Consider the following 21,532-nt stretch of genomic DNA (forward strand, 5'->3'; position numbering starts at 1 on the left):
GTACTAGGGACAATTATCCACTGGCATTTTAGATTTTAGATTTTAGATTTTACAGGACTTACACTTGGGCGTTCCTATCACCTTTTTTCATAGAAACCCGGATGGGTGCGCGTAAGTCCTGTTTTACCTAAATCGCCACAAGCCTCCTGCACCGACCAATCAACCGATCGGCTCCCTTTTTATTTTGCTTCCTCCTGTAGTTGACATTCGATTTTGTTTGTGCATTCAAACCAGGTGAGGATCGGTTTGGTCTGGTAGTGACGGCGAGCGCTTGCAGCGTCACCCTTGACTCATGCTGTCTCTTACTTTAGATAGATTCAGCATTGACCCGCCCCATCTCTGTCTTCAGCTAGATTTAAGTTTTATATTTAGTGTTTTTTTATATAATCCCGTATCTGCTGCTACGCCCTTGTTTCCTGTTTACCTTGATCCCGGACAGGTTTTAGTTGAAATCAATAGGGTTCTTCCCATAAATTGTATCGGTTTCTTAACACAAAACTGAAGAAATCATAAAGTTTATATTTTATTCGGGATCGCTATAACCCAGTCTGGGTAAGGATTTCTCAGGATTGAGGGGGGCTGAGCCATTTGAGATAAATGAAGGTGAGGAGAAACAGTTATTGACCAAAAGTAACTCCCAAAAAGGTAGAGAGCTTTTATGAACCTGCATCCCATCGCTTCAGCTTGTCGGTCTTGCCGGTACTACACGCCGGAAGGAAGACGCGGCGGTAATTGCCAGCAGCTGGGCGTACCAGTTAGAGGCGGCTGGCAAGCGTGTTCCCTGGCGATCCCAGCGTTTGCCCCTTCAGGGGAAAATCTCGAAAAGATGCTGATCTGGCAAAAAGAGGTATTCATGTTACGGGAGGTGCTGCCATTAGAGGATTCATCAGAAACGGCTATAATGGACGCGCAAGAGCCGAAGAGTGCTGCGATAGAAGAAAAGCAGCAAGAGCCGCTACCAGTGTAGCCGCACTGGCCTAAAATGCGCTCTCGTGAGGGTTTGGTATTGATTAAACGTGTTTTGACAAACGAAGCTTGAGAGTAATTACTAGAGGGTTAAAAACTGTGACATTTCCCGAAGCAGCCCGACATATATCGGATACTGAGACATAGTTTGCCCTTGTGGGAAAATGTCGAAATATGTACCACCAAGAGTGGCTGCCCAAAGATTGGGAGTTTGCACCAGAACCCTCGAACGTTGGGAGGCGGAAGGCAAAATTAAAACGTACAGAACCAAAGGCGGACAGAGAAGATACGACATCGATTCAGTTGTCTCTGTTCGACTTTCCTCCAAACCAACCATCCTTTACGCGCTTAGTTTCCAGCCATAGTCAAAAATCTGACCTTGAGCGACAAATTGAGTTTCTTGTCTCTAGCTACCCCGGTTGCGAAGTCATTAAAGACATCGGCAGTGGACTCAACTTCAAGCGAAAAGGCTTGCTTGCCTTATTGGAACGAATTTTGTCAGGCGATGTCGGAATGGTTGTCGTTGCAAACAAAGACAGACTTTGTAGGTTTGGGTTCGACCTTGTCTCATGGCTTGCAGAGCGGTCAGAGTGTAAAGTTTTGGTTCTCAACAACCACGTACTTAGCCCAGAAAGAGAAATGTTGGAAGATGTTCTTGCCATCATCGATGTCTTCTCCTGTAAGCTCTACGGACTCAGAAAATACAAACAAAAAATTAAAGAAGACCCTGACCTACAGAGTTTATCCAAAGGGAGAAACCAAAAAGGTTTGGATGCTTAGGATACATGCTTGCCGCAAGGTTTACAACAATGCGATCGCTTACCTGAACAAGCATCAATAATTTGAATACTTCAACAAGGAGGGCAGGAAAACATCTGGTAAGCAAGCCTTCAGATCTTTCTGCAAGAAGTTGGGTGATGAGATTATCCCCACTTGGTGTCGAGAATTAGGAATTGCTCACGCTTTAGACAACGCATTGTTTGAGGCGTATACCGCCTGGTCAAAAACTAAGCGCGAGCCAAAGTTTATCGGTAAAGGCGAAGGAAAAGTCCTCAATCCAAATGCCGGTAAGAAGATTGCCAAGTTCCGTAGTGTTAGATCGAGAAATCAAACAATTCAATTTGAACCCAAGGATTATAGCGATGGACACTGGAAAGTAAACGCCTCTAAAGGGCTACCAAAAGCAGAGTACTGGGGTCAGGATTATTGTCTCATTAACTATGATGGTGCGTCTCTTGTTGACTTACAACAAGGGAAGGTGGTTTGCTAATTTCCCGGTTGATGTTGAAGTTGGAAAGGCAAACGGGGGACAAAAAGTTATTGCACTTGACCCCGGACTGAGATGCTTTATGACTGGCTTCGATGGTAATAACTTTGTAGAGTTGGGTAATGGAGATTTTGCCAGGATAGCCAAGCTGTGCAAGCATCAAGATAACTTGAAGTCAAAACACGACAAAGCTAAGGGAGGTAAGTTTAAGAGGTTAAAGTACAGATTAAGGCAAGCAATGGAACGGGTAAGGACGCGGATTAAAAATTTACGCGGTGAAATGCATAAACAGGTCGCGTCCTATTTAGCCCGCAGTTACGATACTATTTACTTGCCAAAGTTTGAAACTTCGCAGATAATGGCAAAGAAAAAGCGCTTCCTTAGAAGTAAGTCGGCGCGTGCGATGATGAATTGGGCTTTTTATGAATTCAGCCAGATGCTTCAACATCTCTGTAATCGTTATGGTTCGAGATTGGTGCGAGTGACTGAAGAATATACGTCCAAGACTTGTACTCGCTGCGGTCATATCCACCGTAAATTAGGCGGCAATAAAAAGTTTAAATGTCCTAATTGCGGTTATGAAATCAAGCGAGATTTTAATCGATCCTTGGGAATTTTTCTCAAGGCCATGTGGGATACCACCTTTATTCTCAGCGTGTCCGAGAATGATGTTGTATTCGGACTGTCGGAAGATGTCTTAGATGTCGGAAGTTGTCCGGATTAAAAGTATCAGAAATTGATGAATTGCAGAATTTAAATCAAAGATTTATCGCAAACTGGAGCGGGACTTAGCCAAAGAAACCGGGTTTCTATGAAAAATCGTCGCTTTGGAACTAAAGATCGTAGCTTGAAACAAAGGTGATAGGTTTGTCGTGGGTAAGTCCTGTGGATGATGGGTTGTTAGTAGCGCTAAGAAAACGGCAAAGCTATAGCTTTAGGCAGGCGCTGGCGAAGGTATAGAGCGAAGACAGCGCTACTACAAACCCCTGAAGACTCCCCAAGGCTTAATTTGACGGCAAAAGAAATGCCTGCACCTTACCATCCTTAGATAAAACCAAGATAATCGTGGTATTGCGCCCGCCCTCAATGGGAGAAACAAAAGGTTCTCCGACCAAAGGCATCTCGGTGCGATCCAGATAGATTTCTGCGGTTTGTCCTCGGGGAGTGACGGTTTTAATCGACCCGTCGGGATTGAGCGACAAAGTGTACTCGATATCTTGGGTCAAAGTTGAGGGGGGTTGCCACCGTTGCTGGAAATACCGTCTCACCTCAGCGACTTGGGGGATCGGGTCAAAGACGGCGCTGGTGTTGTCTCTGTCTGTTGCCGGACTTGGGTTAGCCTCTGGCTTAGGAGTTGGACTCGATCTCAATGCAGCGACTGACGGGTCTGGAGTAGTCGCTCTGGGGGTGGGGGTAGGAATTATAGCCGGAGCCGCCGCCATCGGCGTCGGAATGGCAGTCGGAGATGGGAAGTCTGGCGTCGGAATGGCAGTGGGAGATGGGAAGTCTGGTGTCGGAATTGGGGGACGAGGGGGGATTGTTGGGGTGGGAATTGTCCTGGGAGTCTCGAACACAGGTGTGGGGAGCGCCGCCGGAGCCCGAACAATTGGTGCTGGAATTGCTCCCGGAACCCTAGCAGGAGAAGCAGTGGCTTTGGGAGTCACATCTGGTCTGGGGAAAAATGTCGGATTGGGAGTCGGCGTGGAACGAACAGCCGTGCGGTCTCTAGGAGTCGTCGGGCGATCGCGGCGCTCTGTAACTCGGTCGGTAGGAGTCGCAGCTGGGTCTGGGGGAATCGTCATTGCCGGACTAGGAGAGGGGCGCGATCGGGGTTGAGCCACCCTGCGCGATGCGGCTTTAGGGACGCTGCGCGATGCGCCTTGAGGCAGGCTGCCTTGTCCCTGGGTGGCATCGTTTTGCCGCAGCGGCGGCTGAGTCGGAAGGGGAGTTGGAGCAGTCGTTGGGCTAGGGGCATCAAACTGCAACCCAGGTACTTTGTATGACGAATTGGGCGAGCTTCCAGCAGCGGGCGATCGCGAAGACGGCAACGATGGCGCATTAGGACGCGGTGGTACTCCAGCCCTCAAGGGCGGCGATGGGGTGGCGGGACTAGGCGTCACCCCAATCCCCAAGGGAGGCGATGGGGTGGCGGGACTAGGCGTCGCCCCAGCCCTCAAGGGCGGCGATGGGGTGGCGGGATTAGGCGTCGCCCCACTCCCCAAGGGTGGCGATGGGGTGGCGGGACTAGGGGTCGCCCCAGTCCCCAAGGGCGGCGATGGGGTGGCGGGATTAGGCGTCACCCCAGTCCCCAAGGGCGGCGATGCATTGGGGCTAGGCGACGCCAGCGCCCCCAAGGTTGGAGTTGGCAAAATTGGCGCAGAAGACAGGGGTGGGGTTGGCACTACCAGCGTCGGACTGGGTGAGGGGATACCGGCAACAATTGGCTGCTCGGTCGGGGTAGGATTTGGGTTAGCCTGGGGTGCATCTGCGGTTTGAATCGACGTATTTCTGTTAAGCAATTGCACGCCCGCTGCGGTTGCTCCCGCTGCCAACACAAGCCCCGCCGCCGTTTTTGCCCAAACCGGGGGATTTTTTAGCTTGGTGGCAAAGCCTTTTTTCTTTCCGCTCTTGAGGTTAGGCAATACCACCAAATCATCTGCATATTGCTCAAAAGCCGTAGCGAGGTCAAATAATTGCAGCGTACTCAGGCGCACCACCGCCCCTGACTCAGGCGTCGCTAGAGAACCGAGATAAAGGTTATGCGCCAGTATTCCATCGGGTTGCAGGTAAATATTACCTGGAAGCCCAGGCAGCGGGGTAGGTGGTAACGCTGCCAGCGCTGCTTCGCCTGACTCAACTGCTGCGGTTTCCTCTGGACTTGTCGCGGGGACAACAGTAGTCTCGTCATTAGTTGTATCCAATACCAAATTTGCTGATGGGGCTTCTGGGTGCAACTGCAAAGCGGTGTCAGCAGCGGCGGGGGATTGACCGAGCAAGTCCTGCACGTAAGTTTCCACAGCTTCCCGCAGCGCTTCTAACTGGGTTTTGTCGCCCTTGAGCGTCAGCCGTTTTTCCTCAGGCAATCGCGGATCGTCAAGACTCAGCTGGAACTGTAGCTGTTTGATTGCTGGGCGACCAATCCACCGGGATAGGGGCGAGCCAGCAGCGGTAATTTCCAGGGTACAAGTGGGCGGCGTGTAGCGGCGCAAAACTGAGTTGGATGAGGACATAAGACTAGGTAATGGGTAATGGGTAATGGGTAATGGGTAATAGGTAATGGAGAACGGTTAAAGCAATTACCAATTACCAATTAGCGAGTGACAAAATTACTTTTTGCTTTTTCCCAAAAGTGCTAGCCAGAGACGCCGATGACCGCCAGCGCTGCTGTAGAACAATAAATCGATCATAAGTTTGAGCGCCAGGTGGGCTAGGGCGTCGGGGGATAGGTTTTCTCCTTGTTCCATGCGCTCAACGTACTTGTTGCTAAAGGCGTCGAGGTAATCTCCTAAAAGCGCGGCTTGATGGGGAGCGCGGTTTTGCTCGGTCATCTGTTCCAGCAGGGCAACGGCGCGACGGATCAGTTCTTGATGCTGTTTGGCTAGGTGGCAGATAATTAAAACCAGACTGCGCGCTTCTTCCACGTCCAGCTTTTTCCGCCCTCCCTCACCGCGTAAAGGACTCGACGAGCGCAAACGCCACAGGGTAACCCGGTCTTTGATCGCAGACTCCAGATTCAACTGAGCTGCGGCGCTGAGGATGGCGTCCGAGCCAATTCCCGTTAGTGTTTCTAAGGCAAGCAAAACTAAATCCAGCTGGGCTTTGATGTTGTCCAACTGCACTGGATCTGGTAAGGCAGTTAGGTTGAACTCCTCCCAGTTGATGCTTGGGGTGGGGGACTGAGCTTGTGAGCGCATATCTTCAGAATATAAACAAACGATTGATAGCGATCTTTCCGTTACAGTTTTGGCAACAAGATCGATCAACGGGCATTGGGGAAGGGTAAAGGGGAGAACTGGCGCTGTCCAATTGTAAATTGAGAATTAATGCATCTTTCTAAAGTTAGATTTCAAGGGAGTTGGGCAATCGCTGGCAGTCTCAATCTGCTAGGGTGTGTTTTCGCCTTAGAATCTTAAAATACTGCGAAGCCTTACCTCCTGCTGAGTCAGTTCTACAATACACCCTCGCTGAATAACTATGGCTACCGGCTATCTCGCTCTCGTACTGCACGCCCATCTCCCGTTTGTCCGGCACCCTGAAAGCGACTACGTTCTAGAAGAGGAGTGGCTTTATGAAGCCATTACTGAAACCTATATTCCCTTGCTATTAGTATTTGAAGGTTTAAGGCGGGATGGCATAGACTTCAAAATTACGATGAGCATGACGCCGCCGTTGGTGTCAATGCTACGGGACCCTTTACTACAAGAGCGTTACGAAAAACACTTAGCCAAACTGAGACAATTGGTTGAGTTAGAAATTCAGCGCAACCATTTCAACGGTCACCTGCACTACCTCGCCGAACATTACGCCAAAGAGTTTGACACGACTCGACAAACTTGGGACCGCTACAACGGCGACCTAGTTTCGGCCCTCAAGCAATTCTTAGATACGAATAACCTGGAAATCATCACCTGCGGCGCAACTCACGGCTACCTACCGCTGATGAAAATGTATCCGGAAGCCGTATGGGCGCAAATTCAAGTCGCCTGCGAACACTACGAGCAAAACTTTGGGCGTCCTCCCAAGGGCATTTGGCTACCGGAATGCGCTTATTATAATGGCCTGGAGCGGATGCTCGCCGATGCCGGATTGCGCTACATGCTAATTGACGGACATGGGCTGCTTTATGGGCGTCCCCGCCCTCGGTTTGGCACTTATACCCCCGTTTTTACCGAAACCGGCATTGCTGCTTACGGTCGCGACCACGAGTCGGCGCACCAAGTTTGGTCTACTCAACTCGGCTATCCGGGCGATCCGGTCTATCGAGAATTTTATAAGGATTTGGGCTGGGAAGCGGAATACGAATATATTAAGCCCTACATCATGCCGAACGGTCAGCGCAAAAATATCGGCATTAAGTACCACAAGATTACTGGGCGCGGCATCGGCTTGAGCGAGAAACAATTATACGACCCTTACTGGGCCAAGGAAAAGGCAGCAGAACACGCTGGCAATTTTATGTATAATCGGGAACGCCAAATCCAGCATCTTTACACTTCGATGCAGCAACCTCCGATTGTTGTCTCGCCTTACGATGCGGAATTGTTCGGTCACTGGTGGTATGAAGGGCCGATGTTTTTGGATTTTTTAATCCGCAAGTCTTGGCACGATCAAAAAACTTATGCTCTTACCCATTTAGCAGATTATTTGCGATATCACCCGAAGCAGCAAGTGTGCCGTCTGGCTCAATCTAGTTGGGGTTATAAAGGCTTCCACGAGTTTTGGCTCAATGAAACCAATTCTTGGATTTATCCCCACTTGCACAAAGGGGCAGAAAGAATGATTGAAGTGGCAAAGCGAGAACCAGCAGATGAACTCGAGTTTCGGGCGCTCAATCAAGCGGCGCGAGAATTGTTGCTGGCGCAATCTTCTGACTGGGCGTTTATTATGCGGACGGGAACGATGGTACCTTATGCCAAGAAGCGGACGCAATCGCATTTAATGCGCTTTACTAAAATCTACGACGACCTCAATGCTGGCAAAGTTGACAGCGGGTGGCTGCAAAAAGTCGAAGCTATCGATAATATCTTCCCCAAAATTAACTATCGCGTCTATCGACCGCTGTGAAAATCATACCGAGTCGGGGCACGGCAATCATAAAATCTTCACTTGTACAGAATATTTCGGATGCCGTGCCCCTACTGGTTTCCAAACTGAGGATTAGGGAGCGATCGCAGAGTGTGTTTCATTTTTTATTACCTAGAAACCGGGTTTGAAGCGTAGGGGCACGGGAATCATAAAATGTTCGCTTGTACAGAATATTTTCCATGTTCCCTACTCGTTTCCAAACCGATGATTTGGCATAGAAACCCGGTTTCTTTGCGGAGCAGGTGGAATTTTAATTGCACTTGATTCTTCGGGTTAATATGCTCATCACTTCCCCTGAACCGGGTGCAGGCAATAGGGGACTCCACTCGCTAATTTGAGCAAACCTGACTGCGTATAGGGTGTGAATTGTGGACGTGACTCCTCTGTGAGAGCTAATCACCAAAACTCTGACAATTTCGTATTCGTCTGTCGGAACTGGCAGAGTTTCTGCATCCGGGAGCAAGAAACTTCCCAACGCTCCTTGCTTGATCTCAGTTTTAGGACTTACGCTCATATTCCCGGTTTCTATGAAAAATCGTGGGTTTGACAGCGAGAAATCCACGCAGAAACCCGGTTCCTTACCCCGCGTGGGTAAGTCTTTAATTTGTAACATGGTTTATGTGCCTCCTGTAGCTATGGGTATAGGGGGTAAAGTCGCGCATTGGGTGTTGCAGACCCAATGCGCGGCGCTTTTTAGGTTGTTGATGGTATTATAGCACTATTAGCATCATTAGTGTTAATAGTGGTTTTAGCACTGAAAGCACGAAAAGAGAACTGAAGCACTTGCAGAGTAAGATCGATCGTAGAAACAGCGCAAAAATCGTGAATTAATGGCGAGGCCACGAATTACAGTCACCGTGTCGGAAGATGTTTATGAATTCCTATCCCAATGGGCAGATCGGGAACAGCGACCATTAGCAAACCTGGCTGCTTATCTGTTAACCAAGGCGACACAAGAATATCAAGAAGGTCAAAAACAAACCTCCTCACCCGCTAGGGATAAGGAGGATAAGTAAATCCTAGTCATCCATCGATGGCAGCAAAAAGGGCAATGAGGATGAATGAATACTGCCGAAGTTAACTTTCTCAGGTCTTACGCAAGGGCGTTCCTATCACCAAAGTTTCTACATATATCAATCGTTCCAAAGCGACGATTTTTCACAGAAACCCGGAATATGAGCGTAAGTTCTGTTTCTGACTCTGCCACCACCAAAGATAAAAACGGTTTCAAATTCTTTACTAACCGCGCCCTGGTTTGCAATCAGCAAAACCAAGTGCTTCACCATCGAGGAAGCTAGCGTTCGCGTAGCGGAAGGGAGGCATATCGCCATTTCCACAACAGCTTCAATTGGGTATTCAATGTCAGCAGCGCGGGCAATGAGGGCTGCACGAATTCTTTCTGGGAGGTGTTCTAGGATAACTTGAGCATCGGCAGCAGATAGTTGTTCCAGAGTTGTCGATTGCATGGGTCTAGCTTTCCGGTGGAATTTGAACTTTGTAGGCTGGCTAAGTTGCTCTGAGAACGATCGAATTTCAGACAGTATCTTTCAGACGTTTAGCAAGCAGACAATCCTCAAAGCTAAACGATTCTTCGTCTAGGAAGCTTGCGTTCGCGTAGCGGAAGGGAGGCATATCGCCATTTCAATCGTAGTTTCGAGGGAACATTCAAGTTGAGTGGACTTTTCCAATAGGGCAGCTTTTATGTAGTCAGGCAAATCAACTACAAGCTGATGAATAGCTTCTGGAGAAAGATGTTGGGTGGTGATAGTTTGAGTCATGCTTCTCTGGAAATTTTTCGTATTTGCCCGATTTTATATTGAGCGAGCGATCTTTACTCACCAAACCAACTAAAGCCGCTGAAGATACTGATAAGTTTCGTTTTCGACACATTTACGCAACTGTTGTAACTTCCTCAATTTATAGGTGATGGCTTGATATTCTTGTTTGGCAGCAGCGTTATTTAGTTGATTCAAGACAGCATCGCTTTCTTGAGCGATCGCTTCCAGTAAAAAATCTCTCAATCTCTTGCGGTTACTGTTATTGCCTTCACCCAATTTCACTAATTCTAATGTCACATTTTCCCCATCTATTTCAATTTCTGTGGGACGTTCTGCACCAATTTCCATAAAATCAGATTGAGCTAGCCAACGTAAAAAATCGCTGGCTAATTCTATGCTACAAGGTGTTTGATTGTTAAGCGGATAAAATATAATTTCTAACATTTTATCTTCTCCTATATTTGAGAATTTCCAGTTTCAGCGTCAGAACCTTTAAACATCTTTTACGGAATTTTTTCTACCCACAGTATCCCAGCTTCATCAAAAAGTACTTTTGCCTTCGCAGAAATTGTCCCCATTGTCAAAATTGCCTTAACTGTACCCTTAGCAATTATTTTCTTCGCTTGGTAAGGATAGATATTTTCTAGAGTTTTGATTTCAATATACTGACTCATTGATTTTGTCTTTAATTTTTTGGATAACTGCTAATGCTCGCGGAACGTCTTCTGGGTTAACAATTAATATATCCCCGTTTTCTTCATAAAAATCTTGCTCTTGACATTCAATTCCTTCGGCTTGCAACTGTTGAATTACCCACTCTTTGAGAGTTTCGTGGAGTTGAATTTTACGAATCAGGTCTTTAGCAGTAGCCATTGGGTAGCTGGCGTTTGGGGAGTTTTCAGTTTTTGGAGTAGAACTTATAGAGTTAATCCTAGCACTAGGCAGAGCGCGATCGGCTCGTGCAGATGGAAGGAGTGCGATCGCACTCTAGTGTTTGATGAAAAAGCTGCACCCCCACGATATCAAGTTAAGTTGATTGAGGTAGAAACAATTTTTCGGGACTTACGCTCATATTCCCGGTTTCTAAGAAAAATCGTTGGTTTGGAAACCAGAGATCAAGGTCCAAACCGGGTTTCTTTTCTCGTCGTGCGTAAGTCCTGTTTTTGATTGGAAGTGCGATCGCAGGTGTGTTGGAGTGATGGTTTGGATCAATCTGCCTCGCCAATCAGGGTAAATGCCGCCCAGTTTCTGGGGTTGGGATGTTGCTGCATGGTGGTTAACATCGCTTGGCGCAATGCAGCAGCTTTGTTGCCACGGTGGAGGAAATTTTGATAAAACTCTCTCATCAAATCTGCGGTGGGAGCATCTGGAACTGACCACAAAGACACGATGACGCTGGGAACTCCGGCAGAAATCAAAGAACGAGATAGTCCGATGACGCCATCACCTGTAATGCGTCCCATTCCGGTGTTACAGGCACTCAGGACAACTAATTCGGCGCTGAGGTGCAATTGGAAGATTTCTTCAGCGGTGAGCAATCCGTTACCCCCCTCCTGTCCCCCCTTGCCAAGGGGGGATGAAGGGGGGTCGGGGGCGAGAGCGATCGCGCTTCCCATGCCATACTGGTCATCGAGTAACCCGTGAGTTGCTAGATGAATGAGTCTGGCGTTGGTCATTTGTTGCACGATTGCGGCTTTATTTGCTTTGTTACCAGTTATGGCAGTTGTTTGCAATAGCCGAGCAATTTCCTGAGCTTCTTTTTCGGCATGGGGGAGAGGAGTTAACTGCTGCGGGGTGTCTCCAGGTACTAAGGAAACTCTGGGCATAGTGGGATTGCCCACAACTAATGAATTCCCTGTATCCCCGTTTAACATCTGCCTTGTGCGTTGTTGTTTACGGGTTAAATCTAGAACTTGAATCGCCGGGGCAGTGAGAATCGTGTGTTTTTCGATTAAGTATTTTCCATTAGCATCTTGCAAGGCGGGAAAGGGAACTAGAAATAGTTCGTTTTGGGGAATGAAGATAACGTGGGCTTCTGGGTCAGTTGGTAATAGGTCAGCGATTGGTTCAATTAACAGTTGATACAGTTGCTGCAAGCGGGGATTATTGGTGTGCTGAGTCTCCACTTTTGCGGCTACATCAGTTAGGGGGCGTGGAATAGTTAATCCTTCAGGAAAGGTCGATTGGGTGAGGGAGAGAGTATTGCTTTCGGCATCAATTGCTACTACTTTCCAAGGTTCCCAATCTGGGGCATCGTCGTTCAGCTTGACCAAATCGCCAGGGAGGAAAGCTAGCGCTTGCGTTTGATTGCCATCTCTGACACCGATAAGTTCGCGAGTGTCGGTAACAAGGTCTTTTAGAGAAGCCTTTGAGGAAGTAAGGTCAACAGAGCGAAATGCTATTTCGCTAGTTGGGTGGATGACCCAGATAAAGAGTTCTGATATCTGTGAGTCTATGAATGGTCGAATAATCGAATATTCAATGAGAGTAGCATTTTGGGCTTTAGCAATTTGTTGAATTTGGGGTATGCTGGGTTGAGCGATATCGAGTTCAGTATTTGGGGAAGCGGATAAGCGCCTTGCTAATAACTCTACAAATGCCCGTCCCCGTCCTCGTTCAGCAATCTCCAAAGCTTCATTGAGCTTATTCTGAGCTATAAAGAATTCTTGTAAAATGAAGTAAGCATTCAGCTGGGTTTCAAAAATTGACACTTTATTGGCATCACTTAGCCCTATCCGCAACGATTCTTGAACTTGAATAGAAGTGAGTAACATTCTCTCTGCTGCCGCGAGATCGCCAGATTCAAAGAAAGCAATTCCCAGATTCTCCAAAGCAACATCAGATCGAACACCGATACCTCGAAATGTATTGAGAGACTGCTGATAATAATCAATTGCTCGTTGGTATTGTCCAAGAAAACTGTAAGCATTACCCAGATTGTTCAGCGAACTAGCTTTCGTGTAGTAATCGCCAATTTGCTGTGAAATTAACAGGGACTGTTGATGGTACTTAATCGCCTCGTGGTATTGGCTTAAAGAACAGAAAGCATTGCCCAGGTTATTCAGGGATTTAGCTTCCTGAGAAGAATCCCCAATAGACTTTGCAATAGCTAGGGACTGGCGATAGTATTTAATAGCTTGTTGGTATTGCTCTAGGGAATAGTGGGCATTGCCCAGATTGTTTATGGAGGTTGCTTTCCCAATGATATCGCCTATTTTTTGTGTAAGAGCCAGGGAATTCTGATAGTACTCAATCGCCTTCTGATATTGCCCGACGAACCAGCAAAAATTCCCCATATTGTGTAAGTAATTGATTTTATTTAAGCGATTACTACTCTTGACCGACACAGAAACGGAACCCATTTTTCCAGTTCTCCAAGTATTACTAAACAATTGGCTCTGAAACTATCTCACCCAAACGAACGAGCGGATGCTGCAACAAAGCCGCCCAGTCAGCATCGACCGTCGCAACAGGCATTGTGTCACGAACTCCTGCCAACTCAATCACCGCCTCATACCACAGCCCATTTTCGGCATAAATCAGAGTGCGTTCCTGTAAAGTCGCATTCTCTAATTGACTCAATAACTGACAACGCAATTCCGCCAATTCGGTAAAACTCTCATACCACAAACCATTTTTTGCTAACAGATGAATGCGCTTTCGTGGCGTTGCATTCTTTAACTGACTTTCCAGATCAGGTGGCATTGCTACCCGCTCAATCCAACTATCGCGGGCAACTTTATCCCAGAAGAAAAACCAATGATACTTCTTACCAATTTCCAAAGGTGGCGCAGCTTCTGGAAGGCGAAAACTCACAATCCCCGCCTCTCGATTTAGCTCAAAAGTAGTTCGGTAAACTGCATTTTGCTGCTCATCTCGCAGCACCAATTCTAGGGGAATGGAAGACGGGGGTGGAGTCGGCACGTAAAGCCAGAAAGTCGGATATGCGGCAGCCGTCAAGCCAAAATTAGTTGCAGGAACGATCGCCAAAAAGTCATAAGGCACGCGGCTACTTGCGTCTCCCCGATTTCCCGGTGCGCCCAAATCTGGCAGAGTAAACAGCGGCTGACAGTTATTAGAACAATTTTGAACCAGCGATCGCCAAACCAATGATGCTAATATCTCTAACAATCTCGCCTTCAATGTCTCTGAATCAATCCGCTGTTGCAATCCATCGAGAGAAACAGGTTGTCCAACTTCCGCTATCTGGCAGATCAACTCTATTTCTAAATCGGATAGACGCTCAAATTGCTGCTTAAATGCTGTTTCGATTTGCCCCAAAAATCTCCCGTTTTGCTTGATAAACTCAGACGCCCTACCCCCAAACACATCTATAATTGTCGTTGCCACCGTTCTTAATGCTTCCGGATGACCGCCGTAGCGTTCGATTAGCAAATCCCATTCGGCTTCTTCAACTAATCCTTTCTGTTTCAAAATTTCCTGAGCGGCTGCTGGGTGTAAACCTGTCAGTTTTAAACAGCGAACGGGGGTTGTTTGTCCTTCCCCCGAAACAATTTCTCTCGGTTTTTCCCAACTGGTTAATAGTAAGCAACTGTGATGGGATGATTCTCCTACCTGTTGGAATAGCCGACCATAATCTTGATATCCCTCTCGATATTCTCTTCCTGCTAGCTGATTAGTACCCAGAAGCGTCTCTACGCCATCTAGTATTAATAGAGTGCGATGCGATCGCAAACACTCCATCAACCGAGAAATGCCACTAACAACCGTTATATCGCTTTCTTGCTTGCCAGGGAAAACCTGAATCAGATCGGCTAGGAGTTCTATCAGTGGCGGAGAATGGTTGAGATTTTGCCAGATAACATAGTCAAACTGATGCTGAATCTGATGCGCTAATTTTGCAGCCAAAAAGGTTTTGCCAATTCCGCTCAAACCTAGCAGCGCTAACAGTCGGCATTTTTCCCGTAAAATCCATTGTTCTAAGGTTGTCAATTCATTTGCACGTCCCCAGAAAACCGAAATATCTGGCGCACCGTCCCAATTTATACAGGTTTCACCTTCGATTACAGCGTTCGCGCAGCGTGCCGGATGGCATATCGCTTGCCAGTCTAGCTCCAATGCTTCGCTAATTTCGATAAAGTTCAGACGGTCAATTGCTTTGCCGTATAAAAAGCTTTGGACAGTGGTTCGAGAGATTCCTAACTTATCAGCCAGATCTTGCTGGGTAGGAAAACGACGCTTCAGAGCTTGGTTAACTGTGGGGATGCACCCAGTTGCGACTCTGATTCCCCGACGAGGCATAGCTTTTTAGTAGAAATTTTCTTCCATCATATTGGCTTTCTTTTCAACCAACGGCAAGTCAGGCTTAACTCAAGTATAAGTCAAGCAATTTCAGGTTTTTTCAAGTCTCATCTCAAGCAGCCATCGAGTTTAATGAAAAGTAAAGTTAGCGATCGCTCTGTTGTTTCACCAGGAATGCACAACGTGTCGTTACCACCATTCAAGCTGTCGTTACCAACGGTGAAGCTTTTGTTACCAACACTCAAACGATTATAAGCAACGTTTAAGCTGTCGTTACCAACACTTAAGCTGCTCTGATGATTGTTCCAGCTGTCGTTACTAACGCTGAAGCTGCTGTGACGATTGCTGAAGCTGTCGTTAGGCTTAACTTAAGAACAAGTCTGGCAATTTTAGGGTTTTTTTAAGTGACATCTATTACAGCGATCGCCTTTAATGGATTTTTAGATGCGATCGCCATCCACTTTACTCTTTTTTACGAGTCTAATTAACGCAAGTTGCTAGTTATGGAATATTAGTATTGGATCCCCCCCAGCCCCCCTTAATAAGGGGGGGGAAAACTTTAAAACCACCCCTGATTAAGGGGGTATAAAACTTTAAAATTTATCCTGATTAAGCGGGAGAAAACTTTAAAATTTACCCTAATTAAGCGGGAAAAAACTTTAAAAGCCCCCCTGGGGAAGGGGGGTTTGGGGGGAGCGGTTTTATAACTAGCAACTTGGGTTAATTGGACAATCTAGCCAACAGTTCATCATCAGATAATTGAGGTAACTGTTGCATCAATAACGTTAACTCTTCTAGAGAGAATGCGAGTAAATTTGTTACTAGAGTTGGGATGCGTTCCCCCAGGGTGACGTCAGCGGTATCGCCTAACTGTCCAAACCGCATTCTCAGAACATTTTCTGCTAGCAACCGTCTAGCTTGCTGCATTCCTTGTTCGTCAACAGCCAGTGTGGATAATTGCAGTAACAACAGGGTAAATTCAGTATCAGGTAAAGCCGATAACGGGGCTAAAAACGCCGCCAAAATCGCGTCTAATTCACCAAACCTTACCCGCAGAAAGCTTTCTAAAATCGATTGCTGTTTTTCTTGTCTGCCTTGCTGAATACCTGCCTCTATTCCTTCTCCCCTTCCTCGTTGTTCTGCTGCTTGTAATTGCTGTTGAAATAAAGGTGCAATCGCCATAACTAACTCCCGATCTTCTGCTTCTAATTGCTGTTCTTGATTTGCCGCCAAGTTAGATTGCAGCTTATAAAGCAATTCTAGCGCAATCGCGCGAATTGGATGATCGACTGGTAAGGCACTCAACTGAAATATTGCTCGTTCCTGTACCCTCCCTCTACCCAAAATTCTCAGCCACAAGGTTGCCGGAGTTTCTGGCAACTGATGGATCGCTACAATTGCCGTCCGCAAATATTCCCCTAGAAAATAGATGCCTTTGATCCAGTTTTGTTCGTCTGGGATGGCACGAAACCCATTTAGCAAGGTTTCCGAAGCTGTCGGAGTCAAAATCCATAGTTTTGGTACTTCTGCTTCAAGGAGACGAGTATTTTCTCGTCTGGATCTGCGTTCTAATTCGGCTGTTACATCCCACAATTTACTCAAGCAACTACCAACCTCGCTGACGCTAACCGGATTGCGAAATGGTTCAAATAGCGCTGTAGTCGTTGCCATTTTTCCTAAGATTCCCAGCATGTTCGCGTAATCCTGTGTAGCGTTCGATCGGGTGAAATAAACATCAATTTCTCTCACTTCTGAAGCTACGTCGCGGCTGGGGGTAACTGCTCCTATGGGTGATAGTAATTCCGATAAATAATCCTTGGCAAACTGGTCATAAATAAATCGGGTCATCCAGGGCGAGCATTCTTGATTTATTCTGCTATTATTTTACCATTTTTTCATCAAATTATTTGCTATTTAATCAAAGTAAAAATATTAAAAGACTCGGATTTAGCGGTGATAAATAACATTTTTTTTTGCAATATTGTTGGGAATTTTAAAATAAAATTTTCAGCAATAAAGCGGGTTTATATGTAACTAGAGTCGGCAGCAAGAAACCGGGTTTCTCTGTAACTAGAGTCGGCAGCAAGAAACACAGGTAATAATTCACCAAGGACTCCCGACAACTGTAAACGCTGCCCAATAATAAGGATGGGATAAGTTTTGGTTCTGATTTTTTGCTAAGGCAGGCGGTAATGATATCCTGCCATTATGACTTTGCAATTGACCGTTTTCTATGGGAAGTTGCCCAGTTATCATTTCTATTTGCGCTTTTTGCAGTGCTGCGGCTTTAATTGGCGCGGTTTGCAAATGACGATAAAATTCTGTCATTAATGCTAATGTTCCTTCGTCGGAAACGTACCACAAACTCGCTACTGCTGATTTAACTCCCGCTTGCACTGCTAACCCGGCAAATCCTAATTCTGCTTCTTCGTTGCCAATTGCTGTTTTACAGGCACTCAAAACTAAAAGCTCTACGGGTGGATTGTTTAAACCCAATTGCCCTATTTTATCTAAGGTTAGTTTATTATCCCAAAATTGGATATAGGAATCCCTGGGTTTTCCAGGTAAGAAGTCGGCGTGAGTGGCTAGATGGATAATTTTAAACGGTTGCTGCTGACGTTGAATTCGCAAATTATCCTCGGTAAATTCTTGGTTGAGGAAGAATCTTCCGTGCCAGATAGTTTGCGCGATCGCAGATAATTCCACCGGCACTGCAGGTAAGGGATTTTGTTCCTTAAATACCGACGCACCCATCGCCAAAACTGGGGAATTCTTCAGATCTGTATAAATTGTATCTGTGAGTTTAAAAGCGGGAATGCGTGTAATGCTATACTTTTCGATCAGAAATTTTTGCCCATCGTGCAACGCTGCTAAAGGTAGCGTTCGCAATCCCACACCCATGCAAAAGATTAACGTATCTATCCCTTGCGCTTGCAAATCCCGTTCCACAGGTGCGATCATCCATTGATAAAGTTGCTGTGCGGGTGGCAAATAGTTGCTGGCGTCCTCCAGGGTGGCGGCAGAGACTGTGAGGCTAAATTCTCTCGCTTGTGCGAGTAAAGCTTTACGATTTGCTGCTGCAACTCGCTTGTGAATGGGCGGGTTTCCAGGTGTAATTAATACGAGTTCTAGTTGTTGCTGAAGTGGAACTACATACAGAAGTGCAGGTTTTGTTTTAGTTTGAATCGCCAGTCTGTTCAAAGTATCCGCAATGTCCTTAACTGTGATTGAGCGTTCGGGGAAACTGCGCCTAAAATAATCTTCAAATTGCTTTTCCCAGGTTTGTTCGATTTGCGGCACCATCGAACTTAAATTCGGTTGCTCTTGCGGGGTTTCTAATGGGGCGGAGTGAACTGCTTCTGGTAAAACTACAGCTTGGTCTTTGGGCAATATCCCTACCGCTTTACCGCTGATACTTCCCGCCAGGTACAATGCTGCCAGCAACATGCTAACGCTACTCGCTACGGATTTCATAGCTGCCCCCGTTGCCATAATATAACCCTATGCTAATCGATGGGAAACGATCCGCGATCGCTCTGAGGTCATACTCTTGAGTCTGTTGTTATAATATGTGTTTAAAATCCCTTTGGGAGGCTATATTAATGAATGAATTTAACCAAGTAGAATGGCGTTCAGTTGCGCTTTTTCGTCTAGCCGGATACGGGCTGTTGTTGCTATCCTTATTTGATTATATTAATATTTTTACTCCGCCCCGCTTTACTAATTCGGTTTGGGAATTTCAGGTGATGGGAGAAATGGTAGAAAAAGTGCCCGTCCCTTTAATTGGATTGGCGTTTGTATTTTATGGAAAAGACGCTTACCGAAAAGATTTGGAAGAGATAGTATTAAAAGTTTTATCTTGGATGGCTTTAGGTTTGGGTATTTTATTTTTGTTGATAATTCCTTTAGGTATTAATAATACATTGCGCCTTAATAATTTGAATAACTTTCAACTGAACGCTCAACTGAACCAAGGTTTAAACCAACTACAACAAATTAACGATAGACTGAGCAGCGCTACATCAGATGCCGAAATCAATAATGCCTTAAGAAATTTTAAGTTTCAAGGACGCATACCAGAGGTAAAAAACTCTCAAGAACTGAGAAACAGAGTTTTATCAGACATATCGAATGCTAAAAATCAACTACAGACGCAAATAGAAACGACCCGCATGAATCAGAAAATTAGTCTTGTAAAAAATTCGGTTAAGTGGAACTTAGGCGCTTTAATTTCTGGGGTGTTGTTTATTTACGTGTGGAAGCTAACAAATTGGGCGCGTTGAAGAGGACGCGGTGACGGGGTGACGCGGTGACGGGGGGATTTCTAGGCAAACACCAAAGTTTGTGTCAAAAGATCGCAGCTTGCAACCCGGTTTCTGGGTTCGTTGTGCGTAATAACATGTCAGGCTTTTCACCCATCATTAAAACTCAGAGCGTCTCCCTGTCTGGTGCGTCCTTAGCGTCAGTCCTAACTATGGGTAATCAAACGGACAGGATCTAATAAGCTGCGGGAGCACCTAATTTGAGAGTCAAATTTTCCCTTCTTCTTGTGGGGTGGGACGTATTGCCCGCCTCTTTATTGGATTTAAATGCTCCCGCAGCTTATGATGTCCGCCTAATTACCCTGAATAAAAATCTCGACCCGTCACCGTGTCACAGTGTCCTTAGCGTGATTGCAAAATATGGGTGAAGAACCGGACATGATATAAGTCCTAACTGCATAAGTCGATAGACGGCAGAAATATATAAAGATAGGGGAGAAGACCGTCGCTTGCACAAGGGAGTCAAAAGGAGGTGACAAAATTGAGGATGTTGGCGTGGGATAGCACTTTAACGAGTATGTCTGCCAGTAGTGTAGATATAGCTAGGACTTACGCCAAGAAATCCGGTTTCTATGAAAAATCGTTGGTTTCGTCCCCAGAGATTGACTCTGAAACCGGGTTTCTGGCAACGCCCTGGCGTAAGTCCTGTATAGCGTTACAGCATGTCCCTACCAAGAGAGGTGAAACAGTCATGGGTGTAGCATCGAGATACTGGAGACTGGTGACAATTGATGCCACAGGCGGTTGCAAAGTCGAAGCGATTGACTCCCTGGCAGCTTTTTTCGGGCAGGAATTTGCCGAATTCGCAGGTGGGGGAGAAGTGCAGGATGCGTTTATCCAACGCCGACTGCTGGATTTGCTGCATAATGATACCCATCTTTGCGTTTTGGCTGAAGGTTGTTTGCGCTGCTTTATTTCTAACCAAATTGAGCAAGTTTGCATTCAATTGGAAGAGCAATTTGGCAGGGAACATGGGTTCACTCGCTACGATCTATTTTCTTTTGTCTTAGATGATGTGGATGTCGCTGTACTTCACCAGCGTGGTAGTTTGAGGCAGGGTGCTTATAAATCGCTTGCTACTGAAATTTTGCAGACGTTTAATCCGGAACGAGGTAATCTATCTACTTGGGCAACTCAGTTAACGAAGCACCATCCAGAACTGAATGCTTTTTTGTTGGAACGGGGTGTTTATTTGGTGAGCGATTGGGCTATCCTTAACGACACGACTCCGAAACAAGTGCAGCGCATTTTCTCTGAGTTTCATCACTCTACACCTCTCGAAATTCAACAAGCTTGCATCTTATTGGAAAGCTATCACTTGGTTTATCGACGGGACAGACTTAAATTGCGTCAAAGTGGTGGGGGTGGTAAATGTCAGCCTCCTACAGATAAACAACTAGAGCAAATTGCTCAATCTCTGGTTGCTAAACTGAGTCAAGAAAACCAGGCTATTCTCGATTTATCCACTGAAGATATCTTGACGCGACTGCAAGATATGGCGGGGAAATTGCGCCAATATCGCATTTCTGTCCGGCGAGGAACGCCGCAAACAGATTCTATCGACGATCCTGAAATTCGACGCCAAGCGGAGAACAATCCGTCGCCGAAGTCGGACAATGAGGAAAGCAACGAACAAGAAGAGTTTTTAGAATTTTATCAAGCTTCGTTTCTCGAATGTTTGGATTTGGCGTTGCATAAAGTAGTAAGGGATCGCATCGCTAATCTACAACGCAAAAAACCCCCAACAGACCGCCAATTCCTCCAAGCTTTGCACTTATTTCACTGTCAGGCCAAAGCAATGGGCGAAATTGCATTGGCGATCGGATTTCAAGCACAATATCAAGTCACCCGCCTGCTTAAACTCAAAGAGTTTCGCGCGGATGTCAGACAGAAAATGTTAGAATCCCTGCGCGATCGCATTCTCAATCAAGCTAAAATTTATGTCGATCCGGAACGCCTCCAATCTCTAGATTCTCAAGTTGAACTCGCCCTCGATGAAAGAATTTCTGAAGTTATCCAAGACGCAACAGATGAAGCCAGCAACCCCAACCGTTCTGCAAAAAGTCGATTTGCCCAGAGACTATGCAAACAACTCAAAGGAATTTTTGATTTTTGATTTTTGATTTTTGATT

20 protein-coding genes and 1 pseudogene are annotated in these 21,532 nt (G+C 46.2%); 9 read left to right on the plus strand and 12 right to left on the minus strand.

Annotation, left to right across the window (positions count from 1 at the left end; genetic code table 11):
• Window positions 1–658 precede the first annotated feature (658 nt).
• From ACE1CM_RS40700 to ACE1CM_RS40715, 4 genes and pseudogenes are all read left to right on the plus strand, one after another.
• Entirely contained in the window at window positions 659–967 is a 309-nt protein-coding gene (locus ACE1CM_RS40700) for a hypothetical protein (protein ID WP_374884824.1), read from the plus strand.
• A gap of 163 nt (window positions 968–1,130) precedes the next feature.
• Window positions 1,131–1,746, plus strand: a pseudogene (locus ACE1CM_RS40705) (IS607 family transposase).
• Between the two features lie 130 nt (window positions 1,747–1,876).
• Window positions 1,877–2,236 carry a hypothetical protein gene (locus tag ACE1CM_RS40710; protein WP_374884826.1) on the plus strand — a complete coding sequence of 120 codons (360 nt, stop codon included), beginning with the start codon at window positions 1,877–1,879 and terminating at the stop codon, window positions 2,234–2,236.
• Window positions 2,187–2,957, plus strand: a complete 771-nt coding sequence (locus ACE1CM_RS40715) for an RNA-guided endonuclease InsQ/TnpB family protein (protein ID WP_374884828.1) — start codon at window positions 2,187–2,189, stop codon at window positions 2,955–2,957. The genes ACE1CM_RS40710 and ACE1CM_RS40715 overlap by 50 nt, the downstream gene beginning before the upstream one ends.
• A gap of 280 nt (window positions 2,958–3,237) precedes the next feature.
• On the opposite strand, the gene ACE1CM_RS40720 is transcribed toward ACE1CM_RS40715, so the two are convergent.
• Together ACE1CM_RS40720 and ACE1CM_RS40725 are read right to left on the minus strand one after the other, a co-directional pair.
• Complete coding sequence (locus tag ACE1CM_RS40720) at window positions 3,238–5,463, minus strand: DUF4335 domain-containing protein (protein ID WP_374884829.1); 2,226 nt, start codon at window positions 5,461–5,463, stop codon at window positions 3,238–3,240.
• Between the two features lie 96 nt (window positions 5,464–5,559).
• Window positions 5,560–6,147, minus strand: a complete 588-nt coding sequence (locus ACE1CM_RS40725; protein WP_374884831.1) for a DUF3038 domain-containing protein — start codon at window positions 6,145–6,147, stop codon at window positions 5,560–5,562.
• Between the two features lie 280 nt (window positions 6,148–6,427).
• Here ACE1CM_RS40725 and ACE1CM_RS40730 point away from each other — a divergent pair, with 280 nt between their 5' ends.
• Window positions 6,428–8,017, plus strand: coding sequence for a glycoside hydrolase family 57 protein (locus tag ACE1CM_RS40730; RefSeq protein ID WP_374884833.1), 1,590 nt, complete (start codon window positions 6,428–6,430; stop codon window positions 8,015–8,017).
• Window positions 8,018–8,288: 271 nt separating this feature from the next.
• On the opposite strand, the gene ACE1CM_RS40735 is transcribed toward ACE1CM_RS40730, so the two are convergent.
• Window positions 8,289–8,651 carry a hypothetical protein gene (locus tag ACE1CM_RS40735; protein WP_374884834.1) on the minus strand — a complete coding sequence of 121 codons (363 nt, stop codon included), beginning with the start codon at window positions 8,649–8,651 and terminating at the stop codon, window positions 8,289–8,291.
• A 217-nt stretch (window positions 8,652–8,868) separates the two neighbouring features.
• On the opposite strand from ACE1CM_RS40735, the gene ACE1CM_RS40740 reads away from it, so the two are divergent.
• Window positions 8,869–9,054, plus strand: a complete 186-nt coding sequence (locus ACE1CM_RS40740) for a hypothetical protein (protein WP_374884835.1) — start codon at window positions 8,869–8,871, stop codon at window positions 9,052–9,054.
• 117 nt (window positions 9,055–9,171) lie between these two features.
• Here the strand turns inward: ACE1CM_RS40740 and ACE1CM_RS40745 are convergent, their stop codons facing one another.
• From ACE1CM_RS40745 to ACE1CM_RS40775, 7 genes are all read right to left on the minus strand, one after another.
• Entirely contained in the window at window positions 9,172–9,504 is a 333-nt protein-coding gene (locus ACE1CM_RS40745; protein ID WP_374884836.1) for a hypothetical protein, read from the minus strand.
• 129 nt (window positions 9,505–9,633) lie between these two features.
• Window positions 9,634–9,816, minus strand: coding sequence for a hypothetical protein (locus tag ACE1CM_RS40750; RefSeq protein WP_374884838.1), 183 nt, complete (start codon window positions 9,814–9,816; stop codon window positions 9,634–9,636).
• 69 nt (window positions 9,817–9,885) lie between these two features.
• A complete protein-coding gene (locus ACE1CM_RS40755; protein ID WP_374884839.1) occupies window positions 9,886–10,260 on the minus strand; it encodes a hypothetical protein in 375 nt (124 codons plus the stop codon).
• 59 nt (window positions 10,261–10,319) lie between these two features.
• On the minus strand, window positions 10,320–10,490 hold the full coding sequence (locus ACE1CM_RS40760; RefSeq protein ID WP_374884841.1) for a hypothetical protein: 171 nt from the start codon (window positions 10,488–10,490) through the stop codon (window positions 10,320–10,322).
• Window positions 10,474–10,689 (minus strand): hypothetical protein, encoded by a 216-nt coding sequence (locus ACE1CM_RS40765; RefSeq protein WP_374884842.1) that lies wholly within the window; start codon window positions 10,687–10,689, stop codon window positions 10,474–10,476. Before ACE1CM_RS40765 ends, ACE1CM_RS40760 begins: the two co-directional genes overlap by 17 nt.
• A 335-nt stretch (window positions 10,690–11,024) precedes the next feature.
• Window positions 11,025–13,178, minus strand: a complete 2,154-nt coding sequence (locus ACE1CM_RS40770) for a CHAT domain-containing protein (protein ID WP_374884844.1) — start codon at window positions 13,176–13,178, stop codon at window positions 11,025–11,027.
• A 22-nt stretch (window positions 13,179–13,200) separates the two neighbouring features.
• Window positions 13,201–15,078, minus strand: coding sequence for a DUF928 domain-containing protein (locus ACE1CM_RS40775; RefSeq protein WP_374884845.1), 1,878 nt, complete (start codon window positions 15,076–15,078; stop codon window positions 13,201–13,203).
• A gap of 132 nt (window positions 15,079–15,210) precedes the next feature.
• On the opposite strand from ACE1CM_RS40775, the gene ACE1CM_RS40780 reads away from it, so the two are divergent.
• On the plus strand, window positions 15,211–15,333 hold the full coding sequence (locus ACE1CM_RS40780; protein ID WP_374884846.1) for a hypothetical protein: 123 nt from the start codon (window positions 15,211–15,213) through the stop codon (window positions 15,331–15,333).
• 465 nt (window positions 15,334–15,798) lie between these two features.
• On the opposite strand, the gene ACE1CM_RS40785 is transcribed toward ACE1CM_RS40780, so the two are convergent.
• Window positions 15,799–16,926 carry a flagellar assembly protein H gene (locus ACE1CM_RS40785; protein ID WP_374884847.1) on the minus strand — a complete coding sequence of 376 codons (1,128 nt, stop codon included), beginning with the start codon at window positions 16,924–16,926 and terminating at the stop codon, window positions 15,799–15,801.
• A gap of 255 nt (window positions 16,927–17,181) precedes the next feature.
• Window positions 17,182–18,570: a CHAT domain-containing protein gene (locus ACE1CM_RS40790; protein WP_374884848.1), complete on the minus strand. Its 1,389-nt coding sequence runs from the start codon at window positions 18,568–18,570 to the stop codon at window positions 17,182–17,184.
• A gap of 110 nt (window positions 18,571–18,680) precedes the next feature.
• On the opposite strand from ACE1CM_RS40790, the gene ACE1CM_RS40795 reads away from it, so the two are divergent.
• Both ACE1CM_RS40795 and ACE1CM_RS40800 read left to right on the plus strand, forming a co-directional pair.
• Complete coding sequence (locus ACE1CM_RS40795; RefSeq protein WP_374884849.1) at window positions 18,681–19,361, plus strand: HpsJ family protein; 681 nt, start codon at window positions 18,681–18,683, stop codon at window positions 19,359–19,361.
• Window positions 19,362–19,872: 511 nt separating this feature from the next.
• Window positions 19,873–21,516, plus strand: coding sequence for a hypothetical protein (locus ACE1CM_RS40800; protein WP_374884850.1), 1,644 nt, complete (start codon window positions 19,873–19,875; stop codon window positions 21,514–21,516).
• The last annotated feature ends 16 nt before the right edge of the window (window positions 21,517–21,532 follow it).

Origin of the sequence: Microseira sp. BLCC-F43, from assembly GCF_041929235.1 — a bacterium.
Classification (GTDB): Bacteria; Cyanobacteriota; Cyanobacteriia; order Cyanobacteriales; family Aerosakkonemataceae; genus Microseira.